At 59.2% G+C, this 20,661-nt stretch carries 21 protein-coding genes; 9 read left to right on the top strand and 12 right to left on the bottom strand.

Translation table 11 applies throughout. The annotated features are described in order from the left end of the window. The first annotated feature begins 13 nt into the window (after positions 1-13). Complete coding sequence (locus WHX55_RS26990; RefSeq protein WP_353741612.1) at positions 14-697, top strand: GntR family transcriptional regulator; 684 nt, start codon at positions 14-16, stop codon at positions 695-697. 102 nt (positions 698-799) lie between these two features. Here WHX55_RS26990 and yjiA read toward each other — a convergent pair whose 3' ends face one another. The 3 genes from yjiA to WHX55_RS27005 form a co-directional block, all read right to left on the bottom strand. Then, positions 800-1,774: a GTPase gene (gene yjiA, locus WHX55_RS26995; RefSeq protein WP_353741613.1), complete on the bottom strand. Its 975-nt coding sequence runs from the start codon at positions 1,772-1,774 to the stop codon at positions 800-802. Between the two features lie 162 nt (positions 1,775-1,936). Continuing rightward, positions 1,937-2,134, bottom strand: a complete 198-nt coding sequence (locus WHX55_RS27000) for a YbdD/YjiX family protein (RefSeq protein ID WP_007895266.1) — start codon at positions 2,132-2,134, stop codon at positions 1,937-1,939. A 15-nt stretch (positions 2,135-2,149) separates the two neighbouring features. Further along, on the bottom strand, positions 2,150-4,216 hold the full coding sequence (locus WHX55_RS27005; protein WP_057713219.1) for a carbon starvation CstA family protein: 2,067 nt from the start codon (positions 4,214-4,216) through the stop codon (positions 2,150-2,152). Between the two features lie 159 nt (positions 4,217-4,375). Between WHX55_RS27005 and WHX55_RS27010 the strand changes: the two genes are divergently transcribed. Continuing rightward, positions 4,376-4,744 carry a PilZ domain-containing protein gene (locus tag WHX55_RS27010; RefSeq protein ID WP_150754990.1) on the top strand — a complete coding sequence of 123 codons (369 nt, stop codon included), beginning with the start codon at positions 4,376-4,378 and terminating at the stop codon, positions 4,742-4,744. 128 nt (positions 4,745-4,872) lie between these two features. Here WHX55_RS27010 and radA read toward each other — a convergent pair whose 3' ends face one another. Continuing rightward, positions 4,873-6,240 carry a DNA repair protein RadA gene (radA, locus tag WHX55_RS27015; protein ID WP_008004292.1) on the bottom strand — a complete coding sequence of 456 codons (1,368 nt, stop codon included), beginning with the start codon at positions 6,238-6,240 and terminating at the stop codon, positions 4,873-4,875. 644 nt (positions 6,241-6,884) lie between these two features. Here radA and mscL point away from each other — a divergent pair. Further along, positions 6,885-7,298 (top strand): large-conductance mechanosensitive channel protein MscL, encoded by a 414-nt coding sequence (gene mscL / locus WHX55_RS27020; protein ID WP_353741614.1) that lies wholly within the window; start codon positions 6,885-6,887, stop codon positions 7,296-7,298. A 44-nt stretch (positions 7,299-7,342) separates the two neighbouring features. On the opposite strand, the gene WHX55_RS27025 is transcribed toward mscL, so the two are convergent. After that, complete coding sequence (locus tag WHX55_RS27025) at positions 7,343-8,119, bottom strand: ferredoxin--NADP reductase (RefSeq protein ID WP_353741615.1); 777 nt, start codon at positions 8,117-8,119, stop codon at positions 7,343-7,345. Positions 8,120-8,423: 304 nt separating this feature from the next. Here WHX55_RS27025 and WHX55_RS27030 point away from each other — a divergent pair, with 304 nt between their 5' ends. Both WHX55_RS27030 and WHX55_RS27035 read left to right on the top strand, forming a co-directional pair. Continuing rightward, positions 8,424-9,137, top strand: coding sequence for an autoinducer binding domain-containing protein (locus WHX55_RS27030; RefSeq protein ID WP_353741616.1), 714 nt, complete (start codon positions 8,424-8,426; stop codon positions 9,135-9,137). A 175-nt stretch (positions 9,138-9,312) separates the two neighbouring features. Next, positions 9,313-10,437, top strand: coding sequence for a methyltransferase (locus WHX55_RS27035; protein WP_353741617.1), 1,125 nt, complete (start codon positions 9,313-9,315; stop codon positions 10,435-10,437). 64 nt (positions 10,438-10,501) lie between these two features. Here the strand turns inward: WHX55_RS27035 and WHX55_RS27040 are convergent, their stop codons facing one another. The 3 genes from WHX55_RS27040 to WHX55_RS27050 form a co-directional block, all read right to left on the bottom strand. Continuing rightward, positions 10,502-10,669 (bottom strand): DUF2474 domain-containing protein, encoded by a 168-nt coding sequence (locus tag WHX55_RS27040; protein WP_353741618.1) that lies wholly within the window; start codon positions 10,667-10,669, stop codon positions 10,502-10,504. An 89-nt stretch (positions 10,670-10,758) separates the two neighbouring features. After that, entirely contained in the window at positions 10,759-11,766 is a 1,008-nt protein-coding gene (cydB, locus tag WHX55_RS27045; protein WP_056728750.1) for a cytochrome d ubiquinol oxidase subunit II, read from the bottom strand. Positions 11,767-11,769: 3 nt separating this feature from the next. Next, complete coding sequence (locus WHX55_RS27050) at positions 11,770-13,197, bottom strand: cytochrome ubiquinol oxidase subunit I (protein WP_353741619.1); 1,428 nt, start codon at positions 13,195-13,197, stop codon at positions 11,770-11,772. Between the two features lie 391 nt (positions 13,198-13,588). On the opposite strand from WHX55_RS27050, the gene WHX55_RS27055 reads away from it, so the two are divergent. Beyond that, positions 13,589-14,839 carry an MFS transporter gene (locus WHX55_RS27055; protein WP_353741620.1) on the top strand — a complete coding sequence of 417 codons (1,251 nt, stop codon included), beginning with the start codon at positions 13,589-13,591 and terminating at the stop codon, positions 14,837-14,839. A gap of 5 nt (positions 14,840-14,844) precedes the next feature. On the opposite strand, the gene WHX55_RS27060 is transcribed toward WHX55_RS27055, so the two are convergent. Both WHX55_RS27060 and WHX55_RS27065 read right to left on the bottom strand, forming a co-directional pair. Then, a complete protein-coding gene (locus WHX55_RS27060; RefSeq protein ID WP_150754996.1) occupies positions 14,845-15,396 on the bottom strand; it encodes a DJ-1 family glyoxalase III in 552 nt (183 codons plus the stop codon). Between the two features lie 68 nt (positions 15,397-15,464). After that, positions 15,465-15,911, bottom strand: a complete 447-nt coding sequence (locus tag WHX55_RS27065; RefSeq protein ID WP_150754997.1) for a DUF4879 domain-containing protein — start codon at positions 15,909-15,911, stop codon at positions 15,465-15,467. 222 nt (positions 15,912-16,133) lie between these two features. On the opposite strand from WHX55_RS27065, the gene WHX55_RS27070 reads away from it, so the two are divergent. After that, positions 16,134-17,429, top strand: coding sequence for an NCS2 family permease (locus WHX55_RS27070; protein ID WP_008050771.1), 1,296 nt, complete (start codon positions 16,134-16,136; stop codon positions 17,427-17,429). Next, positions 17,426-18,505: a tRNA (uridine(54)-C5)-methyltransferase TrmA gene (gene trmA, locus WHX55_RS27075; RefSeq protein ID WP_353741621.1), complete on the top strand. Its 1,080-nt coding sequence runs from the start codon at positions 17,426-17,428 to the stop codon at positions 18,503-18,505. Before WHX55_RS27070 ends, trmA begins: the two co-directional genes overlap by 4 nt. Positions 18,506-18,535: 30 nt before the next feature. Here trmA and WHX55_RS27080 read toward each other — a convergent pair whose 3' ends face one another. Together WHX55_RS27080 and WHX55_RS27085 are read right to left on the bottom strand one after the other, a co-directional pair. Then, positions 18,536-19,006, bottom strand: coding sequence for a DUF2442 domain-containing protein (locus tag WHX55_RS27080; protein ID WP_353741622.1), 471 nt, complete (start codon positions 19,004-19,006; stop codon positions 18,536-18,538). Beyond that, complete coding sequence (locus WHX55_RS27085) at positions 19,003-19,431, bottom strand: DUF4160 domain-containing protein (RefSeq protein ID WP_150755000.1); 429 nt, start codon at positions 19,429-19,431, stop codon at positions 19,003-19,005. Before WHX55_RS27085 ends, WHX55_RS27080 begins: the two co-directional genes overlap by 4 nt. A gap of 226 nt (positions 19,432-19,657) precedes the next feature. Between WHX55_RS27085 and WHX55_RS27090 the strand changes: the two genes are divergently transcribed. Continuing rightward, entirely contained in the window at positions 19,658-20,569 is a 912-nt protein-coding gene (locus WHX55_RS27090; protein ID WP_150755001.1) for a LysR family transcriptional regulator, read from the top strand. Positions 20,570-20,661 lie beyond the last annotated feature (92 nt).

The raw sequence follows: 20,661 nt of genomic DNA on the forward strand, positions 1-20,661 counted from the left end.
CTGGAGATTGGCCATGAACAGCTTTGCCTCGCCACAAACGCTCGCTACCCTGCCCGTCCGCCCTTCGGTGGATGATCTGTATTCGCGGGTCCTCGATGCCATTTTCGAACAGCGCATCCATTCGGCCAGTCGCTTTACGGAAGAAAGCCTGGCGCAGATGTTCGGTGCAAGGCGCAGCGACATGCGTGATGTGCTGACGCGGCTGTCCCACCAGCAGATCATCATCCTTCGAGTCAACCATCGTCCCCGCGTCGCCGAACTTGATGTCGAGCAGACCCGGCAGACGCTGCATGCCCGACGTCTGGCCGAGATCATGCTGGTGCGGCTGGCCTGTCAGCGTCCATGCGCGCAAGACTTGAAGCGCCTGCGGACACTGGTCGAAAACGAGCGTCAATGCGCCGAGCGTGGCCGGGCGATTCGTTTGTCGGGAGAGTTTCATCTGCAGTTGGCACAAATGGCGGGGAATGCACCGCTAGCGCATTTTCTTGAGAGCTTGGTACCGCTGACTTCGTTGGCGATTGCGCAGTTTGATCTGCAGCAGAAAGAGTATTGCGTGGAGCACATGGGGATTCTGGATGCGCTGGAGCGAGGAGATGCCGCGACGGCGCAAGCCGTGCTCAACCGGCATCTGGATTATCTGGAAGACTTGTTGCTGAGCCCTGCATCGGCACTGGGCCAGAACTGTGCCGCAGGTTAGTCCGTTTTCGCGAGCAAGCTCGCTCCCACGGAGGACTGCACTTCAAATGTGGGAGCGAGCCTGCTCGCGATGGCGACTCAAGGCTCGCTGCAATTTCTGACTTTAATCCGCCGCCACCCGCGCAAACCCCTCGCGAATCTTTTCTTCCGGCAAATCATCGGCAATGAACACGATCACGCTTTCGCGCACGTCGTCTTCCGCCCACTCGGTATCCCAGTCGAAACCATAAAGCTTCAGCACCCCCTGAAACACCATGCGACGCGATTCGCCGAGGATATTCAACACGCCTTTGTAGCGCAGCAGTTGCTTGCCATGGTCTTCCAGCAGTTCGTTCATGAACTCGCTGAGCTTGTCGATATCCAGCGGCTTTTCAGTGCGCAGCACCAGGCTGGAAATGCGGTCTATGGACGGAGCAGCCTGGCTGACCGGGCGCAAACTCACGCCGCCACCGAGGTCGGCATTGAGGTTGAAGCCGCGTACATCGAGCAACTCGGCGAGGTCGATCTTGCCGTGGTCTACCACGCGGATCGGCGCACGCCGGTTGATGCGGGTCAGACGCTCGCTCAACGCGGTGAAGGTCGGTTCGTCCACCAGGTCGCGCTTACTCACCAGCAAGCGGTCGGCGAAACCGATCTGCGCCTGGGCGATGGTCTGGGTCAGGTGCAAGTCGGCATGTGCCGCGTCGACCAGCGTGATGATGCCGTCGAGGATATAGCGCTCGCGCAACTCTTCGTCGATGAAAAAGGTTTGTGCCACCGGTGCCGGATCGGCCAGGCCGGTGCATTCGATCACCAGGCGGTCGAAGGCGATGTCGCCCCGGTCCAAACGCTCGAGCAACAGATAAAGCGCTTTAGTCAGGTCCGTATGGATGGTGCAGCAGACGCACCCGTTGGACAGTGTCATCACTTGTACCGGTTCATCGCCCAACAACTGGGTATCGATACCGGCATCGCTGAATTCGTTCTCGATCACGGCAATTTTCAGGCCGTGCTCGGCCTTGAGCAGGTGACGCAACAAAGTGGTCTTGCCAGCGCCGAGGAAGCCGCTGAGGATCGTGACCGGGATGGGAGAGGACAAAATTGATCTCCTGTTTCACAAAACTAATAAACAACACAAAACAAATGTGGGAGCGAGCCTGCTCGCGAAGGGGCCGTCAGCTTCAACAAATATGCTGACTGATACACCGCTTTCGCGAGCAGGCTCGCTCCCACAGGTTTTGCTGTTAACCCGCAATCCGGATCAACAGCACTTCGGCCCACCCTTGCCACCGTAACGGGCTTCCTGACGTTCGCGAAAGAACATCTCATAGCTCATCACCGGTTTGTCCGGGTGTTTGGTCTGCATATGCTCGACGTAGTTGTCGTAGTCGGGCATGCCGACCATCAGGCGCGCGGCCTGACCGAGGTATTTACCGAGGCGACTCAAGTCGTTGAACATGCTGCAATCCTCTGGTTACGCATCCGGCAGCGCCTGGAATGGCGATTCTTTATCCGTACGCTCTTTTTTACCCCAGGCGGCAATACCGACCTTGAGTGCATAGAACAGGATGCTGAACACCACGAACAGGAACAGCGCAGTCAGCGTTGCGTTGGTGTAGGCGTTGAAGATCACGTGCTGCATCTGGGTGATGTCCTTGGCCGGGGCGAGGATCTGGCCATTGGCCAGGGCATCGCTGTATTTCTTGGCCAGCGACAGGAAACCGATCGCCGGGTTGGCGTCGAACAGCTTGATGAAACCTGCGGTGGTGGTGCAGATCAACAGCCAGACCGCCGGCAACATGGTGACCCAGACATAACGCTGGCGTTTCATCTTGATCAATACGACGGTGCCGAGCATCAGGGCGATACCGGCCAGCATCTGGTTGGAGATACCGAACAGTGGCCACAGGGTGTTGATGCCCCCCAATGGATCGATCACGCCCTGATACAGCAACCAGCCCCACATCGCCACACAACCGGCGGTGGCGATCAGGTTGGCGGTCCAGGATTCGGTGCGTTTGAGCGCCGGGACGAAGGAACCGAGCAAGTCCTGCAGCATGAAGCGCCCGGCACGGGTGCCGGCGTCGACCGCGGTCAGGATGAACAGCGCTTCGAACAGGATCGCGAAGTGGTACCAGAACGCCATGGTGTTTTCACCCGGCAGAACACTGTGCAGGATCTGCGCGATACCGACCGCCAGGGTCGGTGCACCGCCGGCACGGGCCAGGATGGTGGTTTCACCAATGTCGTGGGCTACCGCTTGCAGGGCTTCCGGGGTAATGGCAAAACCCCAGTTGCTGACGGCTGTCGCAACGGCCACCACATCACCGCCGACCACGGCCGCCGGGCTGTTCATGGCGAAGTACACGCCAGGCTCGATCACCGATGCGGCGACCATGGCCATGATGGCCACGAACGATTCCATCAGCATGCCGCCGTAACCGATGTAGCGGGCGTTGGTTTCGTTATCCAGCAGTTTCGGCGTGGTGCCGGAAGAGATCAGCGCGTGGAAACCGGAGACCGCGCCACAGGCGATGGTGATGAACAGGAACGGGAACAGACCGCCCTTCCATACCGGGCCAGTGCCGTCGACGAACTGGGTCAGGGCCGGCATTTTCAGCTCGGGCATGGTCACCAGGATACCGATGGCCAGTGCGACGATGGTGCCGATCTTCAGGAACGTGGAGAGGTAGTCACGGGGCGCCAGGATCAGCCACACCGGCAACACTGCCGCCACAAAACCGTAGCCAATCAGCATCCAGGTGATCTGGATACCGGTAAAGCTGAATGCCTTGGCCCACACCGGATCCGCGGCAATCTGCCCGCCGAGCCAGATTGAACCAAGCAGCAACAGCACGCCGATCACCGAGATCTCACCGATGCGACCCGGGCGGATGTAACGCATGTAGATGCCCATGAACATCGCGATCGGGATGGTCGCCATCACCGTGAAAATCCCCCACGGACTCTCGGCCAAGGCTTTCACCACGATCAGCGCCAGCACCGCGAGGATGATGATCATGATCAGGAAGCAGCCGAACAGCGCGATAGTCCCGGGAATACGGCCCATTTCTTCACGGACCATGTCGCCCAGGGAACGACCGTTGCGGCGGGTGGACATGAACAGGACCATGAAGTCCTGCACCGCACCGGCCAGCACCACGCCGGCGATCAGCCAAAGCGTGCCGGGCAGGTAGCCCATCTGCGCCGCCAATACCGGACCGACCAGAGGACCCGCGCCAGCGATGGCCGCAAAGTGGTGACCAAAAAGAATGTGTTTGTTGGTTGGAACGTAGTCCAGACCGTCATTGTTGAGCACAGCGGGAGTGGCCCGTCGCGCATCGAGTTGCATGACATTGTTAGCGATGAACAGACTGTAGTAGCGGTAGGCGACCAGATAGATAGCCACGGCAGCGACCACAATCCACAAGGCGTTGATTGCCTCGCCTCGACGCAATGCCACGACACCCAGGGCGCACGCACCTACGATTGCCAACACCAGCCAAGGCAAATGGCGTAGCGGGCTATTATTATTTTTCATTTTTTTATTCCAGCCAGAGTGGACAAGAAAGACAGCCTCACCGAGTTTAGCGCTCCTGACGACAAAGACCATACCCGACATTGGTCTGGACACCTGCACGCGCTGGCAGCCGTTGATCATGCGGGTCTATAGTCAGCGTACATTTCCGAGGATCGCGCCATGAGCGAGCACCCTGCCGAACGTCGCCGCTTCAAACGTATTGCGTTCGATGCCCGAACCGAGCTGAGTCAGGGGGAGTCCACGTGGCAGGTGAAGTTGATTGACCTGTCGCTCAAGGGCTTGCTGATCGAGCGACCCGATCCGTGGCTGGGCAATCCGCAGCAGGATTTTCTGGTCGACATTCATCTGAGCGAAGAGGCCGACATCACCATGGATGTGCAACTGGCCCACGACGACCATGACCAACTAGGGTTTGTCTGCCTGCACATCAGTCTGGAGTCCATCGAGCGCCTGCGACGATTGATCGAGTTCAACCTCGCTGACCCGCAGGAGCTGGAGCGAGAATTGGGGGCGCTGATCGAAATCTAGAGGTCGCCGGCTACCAATGTGGGAGCGAGCCTGCTCGCGAAGGGGTCGTCAGCCTCAACGGATATGTTGACTGATACACCGCTTTCGCGAGCAGGCTCGCTCCCACAGGGTTGCGTATTAACCAGAAACTATTCGAACAACGCGTCCAACGCCTGCTCCAGACGAGTGACAGCAATGATCTGCAACCCTGCCGGCGCCTCTTTCGGCGCATTGCCCTTGGGCACGATGGCCCGCTTGAAGCCATGCTTGGCAGCTTCTTTCAAACGCTCCTGACCGCTCGGCACCGGACGCACCTCACCGGAAAGCCCGACCTCACCGAACACCAGCAGATCGTGGGGCAACGGCCGGTTGCGCAAACTGGACATCACCGCTGCCATCAACGCCAGGTCGGACGCCGTTTCCAGCACCTTGACCCCGCCGACCACGTTGAGAAACACGTCCTGGTCGTGGGTCGGAATGCCACCGTGACGGTGCAGCACCGCCAGCAACATCGCCAGCCGGTTCTGGTCCAGCCCCAGTGTGACCCGACGCGGGTTGGCCAGGTGACTGTCGTCCACCAGCGCCTGTACCTCCACCAGCATCGGCCGCGTGCCTTCCCAGGTTGCCATCACCACGCTACCCGGGACTTCTTCCTGGGCACGGGTAAGAAAAATCGCCGAGGGGTTGGAGACTTCTTTCAGGCCCTTGTCGGTCATGCCGAACACGCCCAGTTCATTGACTGCACCGAAACGGTTCTTCACCGCTCGCAGCAGGCGCAGGCGTCCGTCGGACTCGCCTTCGAAATACAGCACGGTGTCGACCATGTGTTCCAGCACCCGAGGGCCAGCCAGCGCGCCTTCCTTGGTGACGTGGCCCACCAGGAAAATCGCCGTACCGCTCTGCTTGGCATAACGCACCAGCAATGCCGCGCTTTCACGCACCTGGGATACACCACCCGGTGCCGATTGCAGTTGCTCGGTAAAGATCGTCTGGATCGAGTCGATCACCATCACCTTGGGCTTTTCCTGACGGGCCGTGGCGATGATGGCTTCGATGCAGGTTTCAGTCATGACGCGCAGTTGATCCTGAGGCAACCCCAGGCGCCGCGCACGCATGGCCACTTGCTGCTGGGATTCCTCACCGGTGACGTACAGCGCCGGCATGCTCTTGGCGAGGTTGCACAAGGTTTGCAACAGAATGGTCGACTTGCCGATGCCAGGGTCGCCACCGATCAGCACCACCGAGCCATCCACCAGACCACCACCCAGAACCCGGTCGAGCTCGCTGGAGGCGGTGGAGAAGCGCGGAATTTCTTCGACACTGACTTCGGCCAGGGTCTTGATCTGCGCCTGCTGTCCGGCCCACCCGGTACGACCGCTGGGGGCGGCTGCCCCGCCGCTTTCCACCATGGTTTCGGTGAGTGTGTTCCAGGCCCCGCACTCACCGCACTGGCCGGCCCATTTGGGGAAGGTTGAGCCGCACTCGGTGCAGCCGTACATGCGCTTGGCCTTGGCCATCGGAACTCCCGGAAAAAACCGCGATGATAGCTCAGCCAAGGCGCGCGAGTGCGGCCAGATATTTCGCAACCCCTTTGATGACTTCAAATAACCCTATTAAATACAGGTATATTGAAATACACCCTCCATACAAAACCTTGTATAAGTATTTTTCTCAACTCGGCCAACAAACTCTAGTGACTTGCCATATCGCACGCTTTGAAAACCTATACAAACTTTATTCATTTACATACTTTATGCACAATTCCAAAAACACTCACACAATACACAGCATTGATTCAGAGAAACACGCAACTTGTCTGACACCCAAAACTAACGAAACAGTTAATACCACTGCAACTACAATTAATTTTCAATAGAGCCTTCTGACCACTAACTGCCAGATCATCTTTAACGCCCCGATTCAGAGATGGTCTCTCAACCTTGGCTCGCCCACACAAACGACGCCATTTCGCTGAAAAAAATCGTCGTATGCAAAACTCCGCAGAAGGCCTGGCCGCCCCACAGATGAGATCCATCGGTGAATTTTTCAACACCACCCGGGTCGATTGCTGGCAAGCACAGCAGGCAGTTGATTCGAGCAGGAAGCGATTTGCTGATTTACACTGCGTGCATCAACCTCATCTGTAACAAGGAAATAACCTATGGGCGTGCTCAATGAGTTCAAGGCCTTCGCGGTCAAAGGCAACGTGGTCGACATGGCCGTCGGTATCATCATCGGTGCGGCCTTTGGCAAGATCGTTACGTCGTTTGTCGGTGACCTGATCATGCCGCCAATCGGGATGCTGATCGGTGGCGTGGACTTCAGTGATCTGGCCATAACGCTCAAGGCAGCGGAGGGTGCTGCTCCGGCAGTGATGCTGGCTTATGGCAAATTCATCCAGACCATCATCGACTTCGTCATCGTCGCCTTCGCGATCTTCATGGGCGTCAAGGCCATCAACCGCCTGAAGCGCGAAGAGGCCGTGGCCCCTAGCCTGCCGCCGGTTCCAACCAAGGAAGAAGAGTTGCTGGGCGAGATCCGCGACTTGCTCAAGGCCCAGAACAACCGGCCTTGACAGCATTAGCAAAAAAAAACGGCGCCTTCGAGGCGCCGTTTTTCTTACCAGAAGTTTTCCACCGCCACCTGGCCGGGTCGCCGGCTGAGGCTCAAGTGCATATCCCGCTTTTTGAGCAGCTTGCGCGTGTCATCGATCATCTGCGGATTGCCGCACAGCATGACCCGTGAGTGCTCGGGCGTCAGCGCAACACCCGCGGTGCGCTCCAGTTCGCCGTTTTCAATCAGCGCGGTGATCCGCCCGTTCAATGCACCGGGATGTTGCTCACGAGTGACTGTGGTGATCAATTGCAGTTTGTGTGCGTACTCCGCCAGATATTCAAGTTTCGCCAGCCCTGCGATCAGTTCCTGATAAGCCAGTTCCCGGGCTTCGCGAACGCTGTAGACCAGAATGATCCGCTCGAATCGCTCCCAGACTTCGAAGTCCTGGAGTATCGACAGGAACGGCGCGATGCCCGTGCCTGTGGCTAACAACCACAGATCAGGCCCATCGACAAACCGGTCCAGCGTCAGGTAACCGAAGGCCTGGCGGTCGACCAGCAATGCATCACCAACGCCCAGTCGGCTGAGTTCGCTGGTGAACTCACCGCCCGGTACAACAATGGAGAAGAACTCGAGGAACTCGTCAAAGGGCGAGGACACCATCGAATAGGCGCGCCATACCGTGCTGCCGTCAGCCTTGGTGACGCCCAATCGGGCAAACTGCCCCGCCCGAAAACGAAACCCTGCATCCCGCGTGGCGCGCAGGGTAAACAGGTTCGGGGTCAACGGATGAACCTCGAGCAAGGTCTGACGGGTAAATTTTTCTTCACTGACGGACATGGAAGGCTCCAATCAAAAGATACCCCAGTGTCCCGCAAAGAAAGCAGCGTAACCACCGACAATTTGTAGTGACATTAATCTGTACTAGTGACCGAATACTAAATGCGGCACACAACCATCAATACAAAATGACAAATGGCATTTTATAATTCATCAATTGCCTAAGAACCAGGAACACACTTTTTCAACAGTCAAAAGAGCAAAATTGTCGAACCATAATCGTAGGAACTGTCCTACACTTCGTGGCGTGCCGGATCTTGGATCCAAGATTGCATCCGGAAGACACGTTAATGGAGATCATTGTATGGAGATCTGGAAGGAGTCACAGCTCAACCAATTGGCACACACACAAGAGATCAATACCGCCTATCGAATCGCGCTCAACTTCGCTAGAAACCTTGGATATAAATTTTGTGGCTTTTCAATTACTTCGAACTCAGTCGTGACCGGCGCCAGTCCGGTGAACCTGAACAATTTTCCCCATGAGTGGAACATTCAATATGAAAAAAACAACACCACGCAAATAGACCCGGTAGTGGCGCACTGCAATCACTCAACATTGCCTGTTCTCTGGAGCGAAGAGCTTTTTTCCAGGACGCCATGGCTATGGCAGTTGCTGCAGCAACAAGGTTTGCGGCATGGCTGGTCCCAGGCGATCCACGATGAGGAGAGCGGCCTGCACAGTATTCTCAGCCTGGCCAGAAGCCACTGCCCGATTTCAGCTTATGAGCTGTACGAGAATCTCGGATTCTCGGTGTTCATCAGTCGCCATTTGCACGCTCTGGCGCTCGAGATGCAACCGAAAAAAAAGGCTCGCCCCCAGGTTCCTCCCTTGTCACGGCGGGAACTCGAAGTATTGAAACTGTCGGCCGATGGCAAGACGGCCTATGAAATTGCCAGGATCCTCAATTTGAGTGAACGCACGGTCAATTTTCATGTGCACAGGGCTATCGAGAAGCTCGGCGTCAACAACAAGATTGCGGCAGTCATCGCCGCGGCCCGGTCCGGAGCCATCTGAAAGCGCCCGACTGCGGGAAAACCTGCGGGTAATCCAGGCAAAAAAAACGTACCATTTGCGGTCCCTCCTGAGTGATGGCGTGTAGACCTTCACGACGCAGTACACTCGGACGGCTCCGCCCGCTCCAACGCCTTCAGGCAGCGGGATATCCGTTGATTACCCAGAGCCCCGCCCCATGCCTTTGCTCGAAACACCCTTCGCCAGCCTTGACCTGATCCGCCAGCCCGAACAGCAGAACGAACCGCTGCAAGCTTTCGATGCAGCCGATGAATACCTGCTCAATCATCTGGCCGAACAGCAGCCGGCGTCGGACACCCGGGTATTGGTGCTCAATGACAGTTTCGGCGCATTGGCGGCCAGCCTCGCGGGCAAGGTGCGGGTGGCCAGCAGCGGTGATTCGTTCCTGGCCTTGCAGGGTCTGGAAAAGAACCTGGTGCGCAACGGCCTGGCGTTTGATGCGGTGCCGAGCGTACCCGCCAGCGAAACCCCAGCCGGGCCGTTCGACTGCGTACTCATCCGTGTACCGAAAACCCTGGCGCTGCTGGAAGAACAACTGATCCGCCTGCAAGGCCAACTGGCACCCGGCGCCCAAGTGGTTGCCGCCGCCATGATCAAGCATCTGCCCCGGGCGGCGGGCGACTTGCTGGAGCGTTACATCGGCCCCGTGCAAGCCTCGTTGGCGGTGAAGAAGGCGCGGCTGTTGATTGCCACGGCTCAGGACAAAACGCCAGCGGTGTCGCCTTACCCAACGCGATACAGACTCGACGAACCGGATATCGAACTGCTCAACCACGCCAATGTGTTTTGCCGCGAAGGCCTGGACATCGGCACCCGGGCATTTTTGCCACACCTGCCGAAAAACCTTGGCTCGGCGCGGGTCGCCGATCTCGGTTGCGGCAACGGCGTCCTGGCCATCGCCAGCGCCCTGCAAAACCCCGAGGCCCACTACACGCTGGTGGACGAGTCGTTCATGGCCGTGCAATCGGCGTCCGAGAACTGGCGCGCAGCCTTGGGTGAACGGGAAGTGATCGTGCGAGCCGGTGATGGCCTGGCCGGCCAGGAACCGCAATCGCTTGACGTCGTGCTGTGCAATCCACCGTTTCACCAGCAACAGGTGGTGGGCGACTTCCTGGCCTGGCGAATGTTCCAGCAGGCGCGCGAAGCGCTGGTCGTGGGCGGCGCGCTGTACATCGTCGGCAATCGTCACCTGGGTTACCACAGCAAGCTGGCGCGATTGTTCCGCGGTGTCGAGCAAGTGGCGGCCAATCCGAAATTCGTGATCCTCAAGGCGCGCAAGTAACAGGCAAAAAAAACCCTCCGGTCGGAGGGTCGTAAATCCGCGCCTCGAGGCCACGGGAGAGATGTCAGTGCGTGGTCAGGCCGGCCGCGTTCATGAACAGTCGCATCAGGCTGGCGACGATGAACAAGGCGCCCACGCTGCCGACCCAGATCAGGACCAACCAGCCGAGCCGCTGCCACAGCGGCTTTTTTTCGGCTTCTTCAATGTCGTGCAGGGAATGTTTGCCGTTCATTGATAAATCCTCCGATGTAGATCGATGGCGTCTGTCAGGACGCCATCGCGAGCAGGCTCGCTCCCACATTAGTTTCGTGGCGCACAGGGCTAGTGATAGCCGTCTTCATGGGTGACCTTGCCGCGGAACACGTAGTAGCTCCAGAAGGTGTAGCCCAGGATGAACGGGATGATGAACAGCGTGCCCACCAGCATGAAGCCCTGGCTTTGCGGCGGCGCGGCGGCGTCCCAGATCGAGATCGACGGCGGGATGATGTTCGGCCACAGGCTGATGCCCAACCCGCTGTAACCAAGGAAGATCAGCACCAGGGTCAGCAGGAACGGCGTGTAATGCGCGTTGCGGGCCACGGCGCGGATCAGGCCGTACATCGTCACCAGCACCAGGATCGGCACCGGCATGAACCAGAACAGATTCGGCATGGTGAACCAGCGAGCGGCGATATCCGTGTGGGCCAACGGGGTCCAGATGCTGACGATGCCGATCACCGCCAGCAGCACGAAGGCCAATGGCCGTGCCAGATCATGCATCTGTTCCTGCAACTTGCCTTCGGTCTTCATGATCAGCCAGGTGCAACCGAGCAAGGCATACGCCACCACCAGCGCCGCACCACAGAACATCGTGAACGGTGTCAGCCAGTCCAGTGAACCACCGGCGAACTGCCGGTTGACCACCGGCAGCCCGTCGATGAACGCGCCAAGCGCAACGCCCTGGAAGAACGTCGCAGTGACCGAGCCACCGATGAATGCCTTGTCCCACAGGTGGCGCTTGTCGTCCCTGGCCTTGAAGCGGAACTCGAAGGCCACACCGCGGAAGATCAGCCCGATCAACATCAGGATCAGCGGCAGGTACAGCGCCGAGAGCACCACCGAATAGGCCAGCGGAAACGCGCCGAACAACGCCGCGCCACCCAACACCAGCCAGGTCTCGTTGCCGTCCCAGACCGGGGCGACGGTGTTCATCATCACATCGCGATCGGTCTTGCCCGGAATGAACGGGAAGAGAATGCCGATGCCCAGGTCGAAACCGTCCATGACCACGTACATCATGATGCCGAAGATGATGATCACGGCCCAGATCAGCGGAAGATCAATACCCATGATTCAAATCTCCTTGGTCAGGCTGTGGCCGGCATCGTCGGCGGCGGCGGACAGCGGACGGGCCGGTGTGCGTTTCTGGCCGGGGCCTCCGTCGTTGGTTTCCTTGCCTTCGTCGGTCTTCGGCCCCTTGCGCACCAGGCGCATCATGTAGCCAAGACCGGCGCCAAACAGCGCGAAATAAACCACGACAAACAGGACCAGGGTGATGCTCATCTGCATAAAACTATGGTTGGACGACGCATCCGCCGTACGCATCAGGCCATAGACCACCCATGGCTGACGGCCAATTTCCGTGGTGAACCAGCCAGCGAGGATCGCGATCAGGCCGGACGGCCCCATCCACAGCGCCAGATACAGGAACGGCCGCGAGGTGTAGAGGGTGTCGCGCTTGCGCAGCCACAGGCTCCACAAACCGGTGAAGATCATCAGGAAACCCAGGCCCACCATGATCCGGAACGACCAGAACACAATGGTCGAATTCGGTCGGTCTTCAGGCGGGAACTCCTTGAGCGCCGGGACTTGCTTGTCCAGTGAGTGGGTGAGGATCAGGCTGCCCAGGTACGGGATTTCGACGGCGAACTTGGTTTTCTCCTCTTTCATGTCCGGCCAGCCGAACAGGATCAGCGGAGTCGCCTCGTTACCCTTGTTTTCCCAGTGGCCTTCGATCGCGGCGATTTTTGCCGGCTGATGCTCAAGCGTATTGAGACCGTGGAAGTCACCGATGACCGCCTGGATCGGCGCGACGATCAATGCCATCCACATGGCCATCGAGAGCATTTTGCGGATCGCCGGGTTGTCCTTGCCGCGCAGCAAATGCCAGGCCGCGGAGGAGCCGACGAAGAAGGCCGTGGCGACGAACGCCGCCGTGGCCATGTGCATCAGGCGATACGGGAACGACGGGTTGAAGATAACCGCCAGCCAGTCGGTGGGTATGACCTGACCGTTGACGATCTCGAAGCCCTGCGGGGTCTGCATCCAGCTATTGGAAGCGAGAATCCAGAACGTGGAGATCAACGTACCGATGGCCACCATCACGGTGGCGAAGAAGTGCAGGCCACGCCCGACCTTGTTCCAGCCAAACAGCATGACGCCGAGGAACCCGGCTTCGAGGAAGAATGCCGTGAGCACTTCATAGGTCAGCAACGGTCCGGTCACGGAACCGGCGAAGTCCGAGAAGCGGCTCCAGTTGGTGCCGAACTGATAGGCCATCACCAGGCCGGAAACCACCCCCATGCCGAAGTTGACGGCAAAGATCTTCGACCAGAAATGGTAGAGGTCACGGTAGGTGTCGTTATGGGTTTTCAGCCACAGGCCTTCGAGTACTGCCAGGTAACTCGCCAGGCCGATGGTGATGGCCGGAAACAGGATGTGGAACGAGATGGTGAACGCGAACTGAATTCGGGCGAGATCAAGTGCCTCTAAACCGAACATAAGTCTTCCTCTGTCAGGTAGTACGGCTGCTGGCTTAAAGCCTGCACCCACGGCCCCCACGGATATGGAGTGTGGCGAATCTCTGCTTGTTCTTTTTTTTGCACGCATCACAACGCAGGGAGTCTGGCCTTGCGGCCGCCGGATCAAATCCTTTTGTGGGTTTTGACCTGGATCAATCAACGTTGAAAGAGTAGTCCCAATTTCGGGGATGACTCGCGTGGTCTTTTGCCGCGTGACAAGTTGCCTCACGGACTTGGTCACGAGCTGAAATGCATTTCCTGTGGGAACCTGGAGAAAATCGATGTCTGGCTAACTAAATTTTCTGTCACTGCAACTTCCTGTTACAGCTTGGTGATAACCTCGCCTCTCCCCTTCCCCAGATTTGCCGCAGATGCCCAGCCAAGAGCCCTTGCTGTTACGTCACCATCGCCCTTTTCTCGCGTTCTGGCTGGCCCGGGTCTTTACCGCCAGCGGCTTCCAGATGCTCACCGTGGCCATCGGCTGGAACCTGTATCAATTGACCGGCAACGTGCTCGACCTGGGTCTGGTCGGCCTGGTCGAGTTCGCCCCGCGTGTACTGTTCATGCTGCACACCGGGCACGTCGCCGACCGCTATGACCGGCGCAAGGTCGCGGCGATCTGCCAGTTCCTGCAGGCGTTGATCGCCCTGTCGCTGGCCATCGGCAGCGCCACCGATCATGTCACCCGGGAAATGATCTTTATCCTGGCCTTCCTGCTCGGTGCCGCCCGTTCCTTTGAAATGCCGACCACCCAGGCCCTGCTGCCCAGTATCGTGCCCAGCGCGCTGTTTCCCCGTGCAGTGGCCGCCGCGCAATCGGCCCAGCAATCAGCCACCATCGTCGCCCCGGCCCTCGGCGGTTTGCTCTACGCCTTCGGCAGCGTGTGGGTGTATGGCCCGACGGTGCTGCTGTATGTCATCGCCTGTTCGCTGATGCTCAACCTGCCGGCCCGGCAAACCCCGCTGAACAAGGGCAAGGCCACTCTGGACTCACTGCTGGCGGGTATTCGCTTTATCCGCAGTCGTCCGGACATTCTCGGGGCGATCTCCCTCGATCTGTTCGCGGTGCTATTGGGTGGTGCGACGGCGCTGCTGCCGGTGTTCGCCAAGGACATTCTGCTGACCGGCCCGTGGGGGCTGGGCCTGCTGCGCTCGGCACCGGCGGTGGGCGCGCTACTGATGTCGCTGTTCCTAGCGCGGTTTGCCGTGGAGCGCAACGTCGGGCGGGTGATGTTCACCGCCGTGGGCATCTTCGGCGTGGCAACCATCGCCTTCGGCCTGTCGACCTCGTTCTGGTTTTCCCTGGCGGTGTTGGTGGTGTTGGGCGCGGCAGACATGATCAGCATGGTGATCCGCGCCTCGTTCGTTCAACTGGAAACCCCGGACGAAATGCGCGGTCGGGTCAGCGCCGTCAATGGTCTGTTCATCGGTGCTTCGAATCAGTTGGGTGAATTCGAATCGGGCCTGACTGCCCACTGGTTTGGCACTGTGCCAGCCGTGGTCATGGGCGGGATCGGCACGCTGGTGGTGACCGGGGTGTGGGTCAAACTGTTCCCGACACTGGCCAGCCGCGATCGCATGCACGTGGCTAAAGATGAAGAGAAGGAAGAGGCGAAAGTCTAAGCAGGCTAAACCAACAACTCCCCCGCCACCGCTGTACTGATGGCTTTACCGCAGAGTTGCTCCACCAGCGCCAGGGCAAACGCCAAAGCGGCGCCTGAGCCTTGGGCCGTGATGCAATTGCCGTCGACCACCACCGGTTGATCGACGAAGGTACAGCCCGACAGTTGATGGCTGGCCGAGGGCAGGCAGGTCATGCGCCGTTGACGCAATACGCCAAAGGCCTGCAGCGCCACGGCTGGCGCTTCGGCGATACCGGCGAACAGGCGACCGGCTGCCGCCTGATCCTTGATCAATTGTTGCAAGGGTTGGTGTGCTGCCAGGTGCTGCGAACCCACCGCACCTCCCGGCAAGGCAATCAGGTCGAAGGGTTGCGCCAGCAAGTCCACCAGCATCGCATCGGACGTCAGGCGAGTGCCGCGGGCGCAGGTGAGCATGCGCCGCCCTTCGATACTGGCCACCACCACTTCTACTTTGGCGCGGCGCAGTACGTCGATCAGGGTCACGGTTTGCAGGTCGTCGGTGCCCTCGGCAAGGGCAATCAAGGCTCTAAAGGTCATCAGGTATTGTCCACGGAATGATCTTTTAAGCGTAGTCAGCTTTCCCGACCCTTGTTCGAGGCGTGTGTTTACTTGATGTAAAGCTGCGTCGACATCGTGTTGCCGGGCGCGTTGATCGAGGTATTGCTGAAGGTCAACGTGCCTTCCTGCTTGCCCGCCAGATTGAGGGCGTACAAATAGCCGACGGTTTTTTCCCCGGGGGTGCAACTGGTCAGGTTGCCGTTCTTGAACGCGCAAACCGGCGTCCGTGTGCCGTTCACCTCGAAACCGTCGAGGGCGACATGGGCCTCACGCCCGTAACCCACCTCCAGCACGTACACCGTGATGTTCGGGCCATTGTGATCGCAGCGCGTCCGGGTTTGCCCTTCGTCGATGTTCTCGACACCACAGGACGGCGACGCGACTTTGAGTACTTTCAATTGCGTCAGTGGCGCAGCAGAGGCCGCCACGGCCGTTTGAGTCCCGAGAAACAACGCCACCCATGCTCCGAAGGCGGCAACCAGACGCTTTTTCATGCAGGACCCATCCACCCCAAAAAACCAGCGCGCAGTATGGCGCACTTGGCTTTGTCGCAAAACATCGACGACGATCACCGCCAAAGCAGCCATATTCCCAAGCTACTGGTATGATGCGCGGCTTTTTCCGGCCCACAGTAATTTCCAGGCGCGCTCTGCTGCCTGTGCTTTGCTGTTGAGGTCGATACATTCACGGCGCCCGGCGCGCCACGGGGAGCAGACATGCTGGAAAGGCTGTTTCAACTCAAGGCACACAACACCAACGTGCGGACCGAGATTCTGGCGGGCGTCACGACCTTTTTGGCCATGGCCTACATTCTGTTCGTCAACCCGAGCATCCTCGGCGAGACCGGCATGGACAAGGGCGCGGTGTTCGTCGCCACCTGTCTGGCCGCCGCCATCGGCTCGACGACCATGGGCCTGATCGCCAACTACCCGATCGCCCTCGCACCGGGCATGGGCCTGAACGCCTTCTTTACCTACACCGTGGTCCTGCACATGGGCCATACCTGGCAAGTGGCGCTCGGCGCGGTGTTCATCTCGGCGGTGTGTTTCTTCCTGCTGTCGATCTTCCGCATCCGTGAATGGATCATCAACAGCATCCCGCTGCCGCTGCGCTCGGCGATTGCCGCCGGCATCGGCCTGTTCCTGGCACTGATCGCCCTGCACAACGCCGGCATCGTGGTCAGCAACCCGGCGACCATGGTCGGCCTCGGTGACCTGAAACAACCGGCTCCGATCCTCGCTACCCTCGGTTTTGCCCTGATCGTCGCCCTCGAAGCCCTTGCCGTGCGCGGCGCAGTGCTGATCGGCATTCTGGTGGTGACCATCATTTCCATCGTGATGGGCTTCACCCCATTCGGCGGCGTGATGTCGATGCCGCCGTCCCTGGCCCCGACTTTCCTGCAACTGGACATCAAGGGTGCGCTGGACATCGGTCTGGTCAGCGTTATCTTCGCCTTCCTGTTCGTCGACCTGTTCGACAACTCCGGCACCCTGATCGGTGTGGCCAAGCGCGCCGGTCTGATGCGCAAAGACGGCCACATGCCGAAAATGGGCCGCGCGCTGATCGCCGACAGCACCGCAGCCATGGCCGGTTCCCTGCTGGGCACTTCGACCACCACCAGCTACATCGAATCCGCCGCCGGCGTGAGTGCCGGTGGCCGCACCGGCCTGACCGCCATCGTAGTGGCGTTCCTGTTCCTGCTGGCGCTGTTCTTCTCGCCACTGGCCGCCAGCGTTCCGGCCTTCGCCACCGCACCGGCACTGCTGTTCGTCGCCGTGCTGATGACATCCGGCCTGGCCGAAATAGACTGGGACGACATTACCGTCGCCGCGCCGGTGGTGATCACCGCGCTGGCAATGCCGTTCACTTACTCCATCGCCAATGGCATCGCCTTCGGTTTCATTTCCTGGACCGCCATCAAGCTGATGTCCGGTCGCGGCCGTGAGCTGAACCCGGCGCTGGTGATCCTGTCGATTCTGTTCGTGATCAAGCTGGGTTGGTTCAACGCATGACTTTTGATTCCCAGGCCTACGCCGTTCAGCTCGAAGAAAAGATCACGCGCTTGCGTGACCTGCTGGCCCCGTTCGATGCACCGGAGCCAGCCGTTTTCGATTCGCCGCTGCAGAACTTCCGCCTGCGCGCCGAGTTCCGCCTGTGGCGCGAGGCCGGCGAGCGTCACTACGCGATGTTTTCCCAGGAAGACAAACGCACGCCAATCCTGATCGAAGAGTTCCCGATCGCCAGCCTGCGCATCAACCAGTTGATGCCGCAGCTGAAGGCAGCGTGGCAAGCGAGTGCGCCCCTGAGCCACAAGCTGTTCCAGGTGGAGTTCCTGACCACTCTGGCCGGCGACGCGATGATCACCCTGTGCTATCACCGCCCGCTGGACGAGCACTGGCATGCGGCGGCGTCGAAACTCGCGGCCGACCTGAACGTCAGCATCATCGGCCGCTCCAAGGGCAAGCGCGAAGTCATCGGTCACGATTACGTGGTCGAGAAGCTGGAAGTCGGCGGCCGCACCTTCAGCTATCGCCAGCCCGAAGGCGCGTTCACCCAGCCCAACGGCACGGTGAACCAGAAGATGCTCAACTGGGCATACGATGCGCTTGGCGATCGCTCCGATGATTTGCTGGAGCTGTATTGCGGCAACGGCAACTTCACCCTGCCGCTCGCCACCCGCGTGCGCAAAGTGCTGGCCACCGAAATCAGCAAGACCTCGGTCAACGCAGCGCTGAGCAACCTCAGCGAAAACGCGGTGGATAACGTCACCCTGGTGCGTTTGTCCGCTGAAGAGCTGACCGAAGCCCTGAATGAAGTGCGCCCGTTCCGGCGCCTGCATGGCATCGACCTCAAGAGCTACGAGTTCGGCAGCGTGTTCGTCGACCCGCCCCGTGCCGGCATGGACCCGGACACCTGCGAGCTGACCCGGCGCTTCGACAACATCCTGTACATCTCCTGCAACCCGGAGACCCTGGCAGCCAACATCGCCCAACTGCACGACACCCACCGCATCACCCAATGCGCGATGTTCGACCAGTTCCCGTGGACCCATCACATGGAATCCGGGGTGATGCTGACCCGGCGTTGATGGCGCCTGCCAGGCACAAAAAAGCCGTCTTCACGACGGCTTTTTTGTGGGTACCTGCAAGACAACATCGACCTTGCGCGGGCGCCCGCCTTTCCTGCCGTTGGCCCGCGCAGCTTCAGACTTTGCGGCGCTGCTCTGGCGACCATTGCGCGAAGCGACGACCGAGGTCGCCATGGCCATCAGCGGCTTGCTCGCAGAAATCATCCCGGCGATGGATACATGCAGGTCCTTACCTTCATGGCACAGGGCAGTACCCGCGTAGCCGACAGTCAGACTGGCGAAGTCCCCGCCCTCAAAATCATCGAACTCCGGATAGTTGGCCACGGGCAACAATACGCCGCTGCCGTCTTCGAAGCTGACGGCCAGACAGGGGGCCAGGTAGGTAACCGCTGTCGCTTGCAGGCTATTTTTTCTACGTAGTTCGCCACGTTCAATGGCTTTGTCCAGGCTACTTTCCGTAACGGGACTATCGACCTGAACCTTGGCTTTTATCGTTTTCATAATTCGATCTCCACACCTTCCTGTGCACCTATCAGGGACAGCAACGTCTTGTTCGATTCAGGTTCGTAGCAAGCCGATCCAATCATATTGGTGGTACTGACAACCCTTTTCACCACAACGACTTCGTTGCTTTGCCAGTCCCACAGTTGATTATCAAGACAGGCTGTTTGTAATTTTCGCCACCAGATGCCCCGGGCGCGCCGCAAATGGGCAGGTTGCTGGAGCGATTGGCGCAATCCCTCAAGCACCGCCAACGGTGGCCGACGCGATAGCGGAACTACATCCCAGAGCTCGACACCGTTGTGCCAAAAGCTGAACCTGAATCTCGCACTCCACGTACCCGCCTCCACATGCGCATGAGGCGGACAATGCTCGTCTCGCAACATGATCACTACCGACAGTCCTTTGTAATTGCATACCTTCATGCTAACCCATCCGTTAGGTTAATGAATCCGAGAATTCGGCATTCCCTGGAAAACCCGACCGCTGGCATCGGCCGTCGAATCATTTCTTGCGTCCTCAGGCTAGCGTCCTGGCGTTTCCCGGCCCTGCGGAACACCACGCAAAATGGTAAGAAATCCTTTCATTACGGCGCTGGCACCTGATAAATACTGATCCAGTATCTTCATCTGATCCCCGGTGTAATCAATCATGCAGCGACAATTCGACGATCTTCAGTTGGGCAGCATTGAGCTGTTTTGCCTGGCCGCCGAGGCCGGCAGTTTTACTGCCGCGGCGCTGGTGGCGGGTGTCACCCCCGCGGCCGTGAGCCGTTCGGTGTCGCGCATGGAGGAGCGCCTGGGCGTGCGTCTGTTTGCGCGCACCACCCGCAGCGTGAAGCTGACCGACAGTGGCCGCCGCTATTACGAGGAGTGCCGCTTGGCCCTGGCGCAACTGATCGAGGCCCAGCGCGAGGTGATGGGCCAGCAGCAAGTGCCTTCCGGTACCTTGCGCATCAGTATTCCGACCACCTACGCGCATCATCGAATCCTGCCTTTGTTGCCCGAATTTCGGGCGCGCTATCCGGCGGTGAAGGTCGAGTCGCACATCAGTAATCGCAACATCGATTTCGTCGGCGAAGGCTACGACATGGCGATTCGCGTGCGAGCCATCCCGGATTCCGGCCTGATCGCCCGACCGTTGGAAGATGCCGCCCTGGTGATGATCGCCAGCCCTGATTACCTGAAACGGGCCGGCATTCCGCAAACCCTCGACGACCTCGAAAACCACGAATGCATCCAGTACGAATTGCCCAGCAGCGGCCGGCGCATTGCCTGGCTGTTCAACGATGAAGGCGTGCCCCGGGAGATTCTGGCCGAGGGCAGCCTCAGCTGTTCCGACGATGTGCTGGGCGGTGTCACCTTGGCCAAACACGGGGCGGGGTTGTTTCAGACCTATCGTTTTATCGTGGAAAAGGAACTGGCCGACGGCTCGCTGGTGGAAGTGCTCAAGCCCTATGGCGGGCGGTCGCGGCCGTTTACCTTGCTGTACCCGCAAAGTCGTCATGTACCGCTGCGCTTGAGGGCGTTTATCGATTTCCTTGTGGAGCACCTGCCGCGCTGACCTGCGAAAGTGTCCGATCACCGCCCACAAACAGCCTGTGCGTCGTCACTTCAATTGACCAAATTAACTAGTTAGTACAATTTATCTCCACA

This window comes from Pseudomonas fluorescens, assembly GCF_040448305.1.
In the GTDB taxonomy this organism is placed as follows: Bacteria; Pseudomonadota; Gammaproteobacteria; order Pseudomonadales; family Pseudomonadaceae; genus Aquipseudomonas; species Aquipseudomonas fluorescens_BH.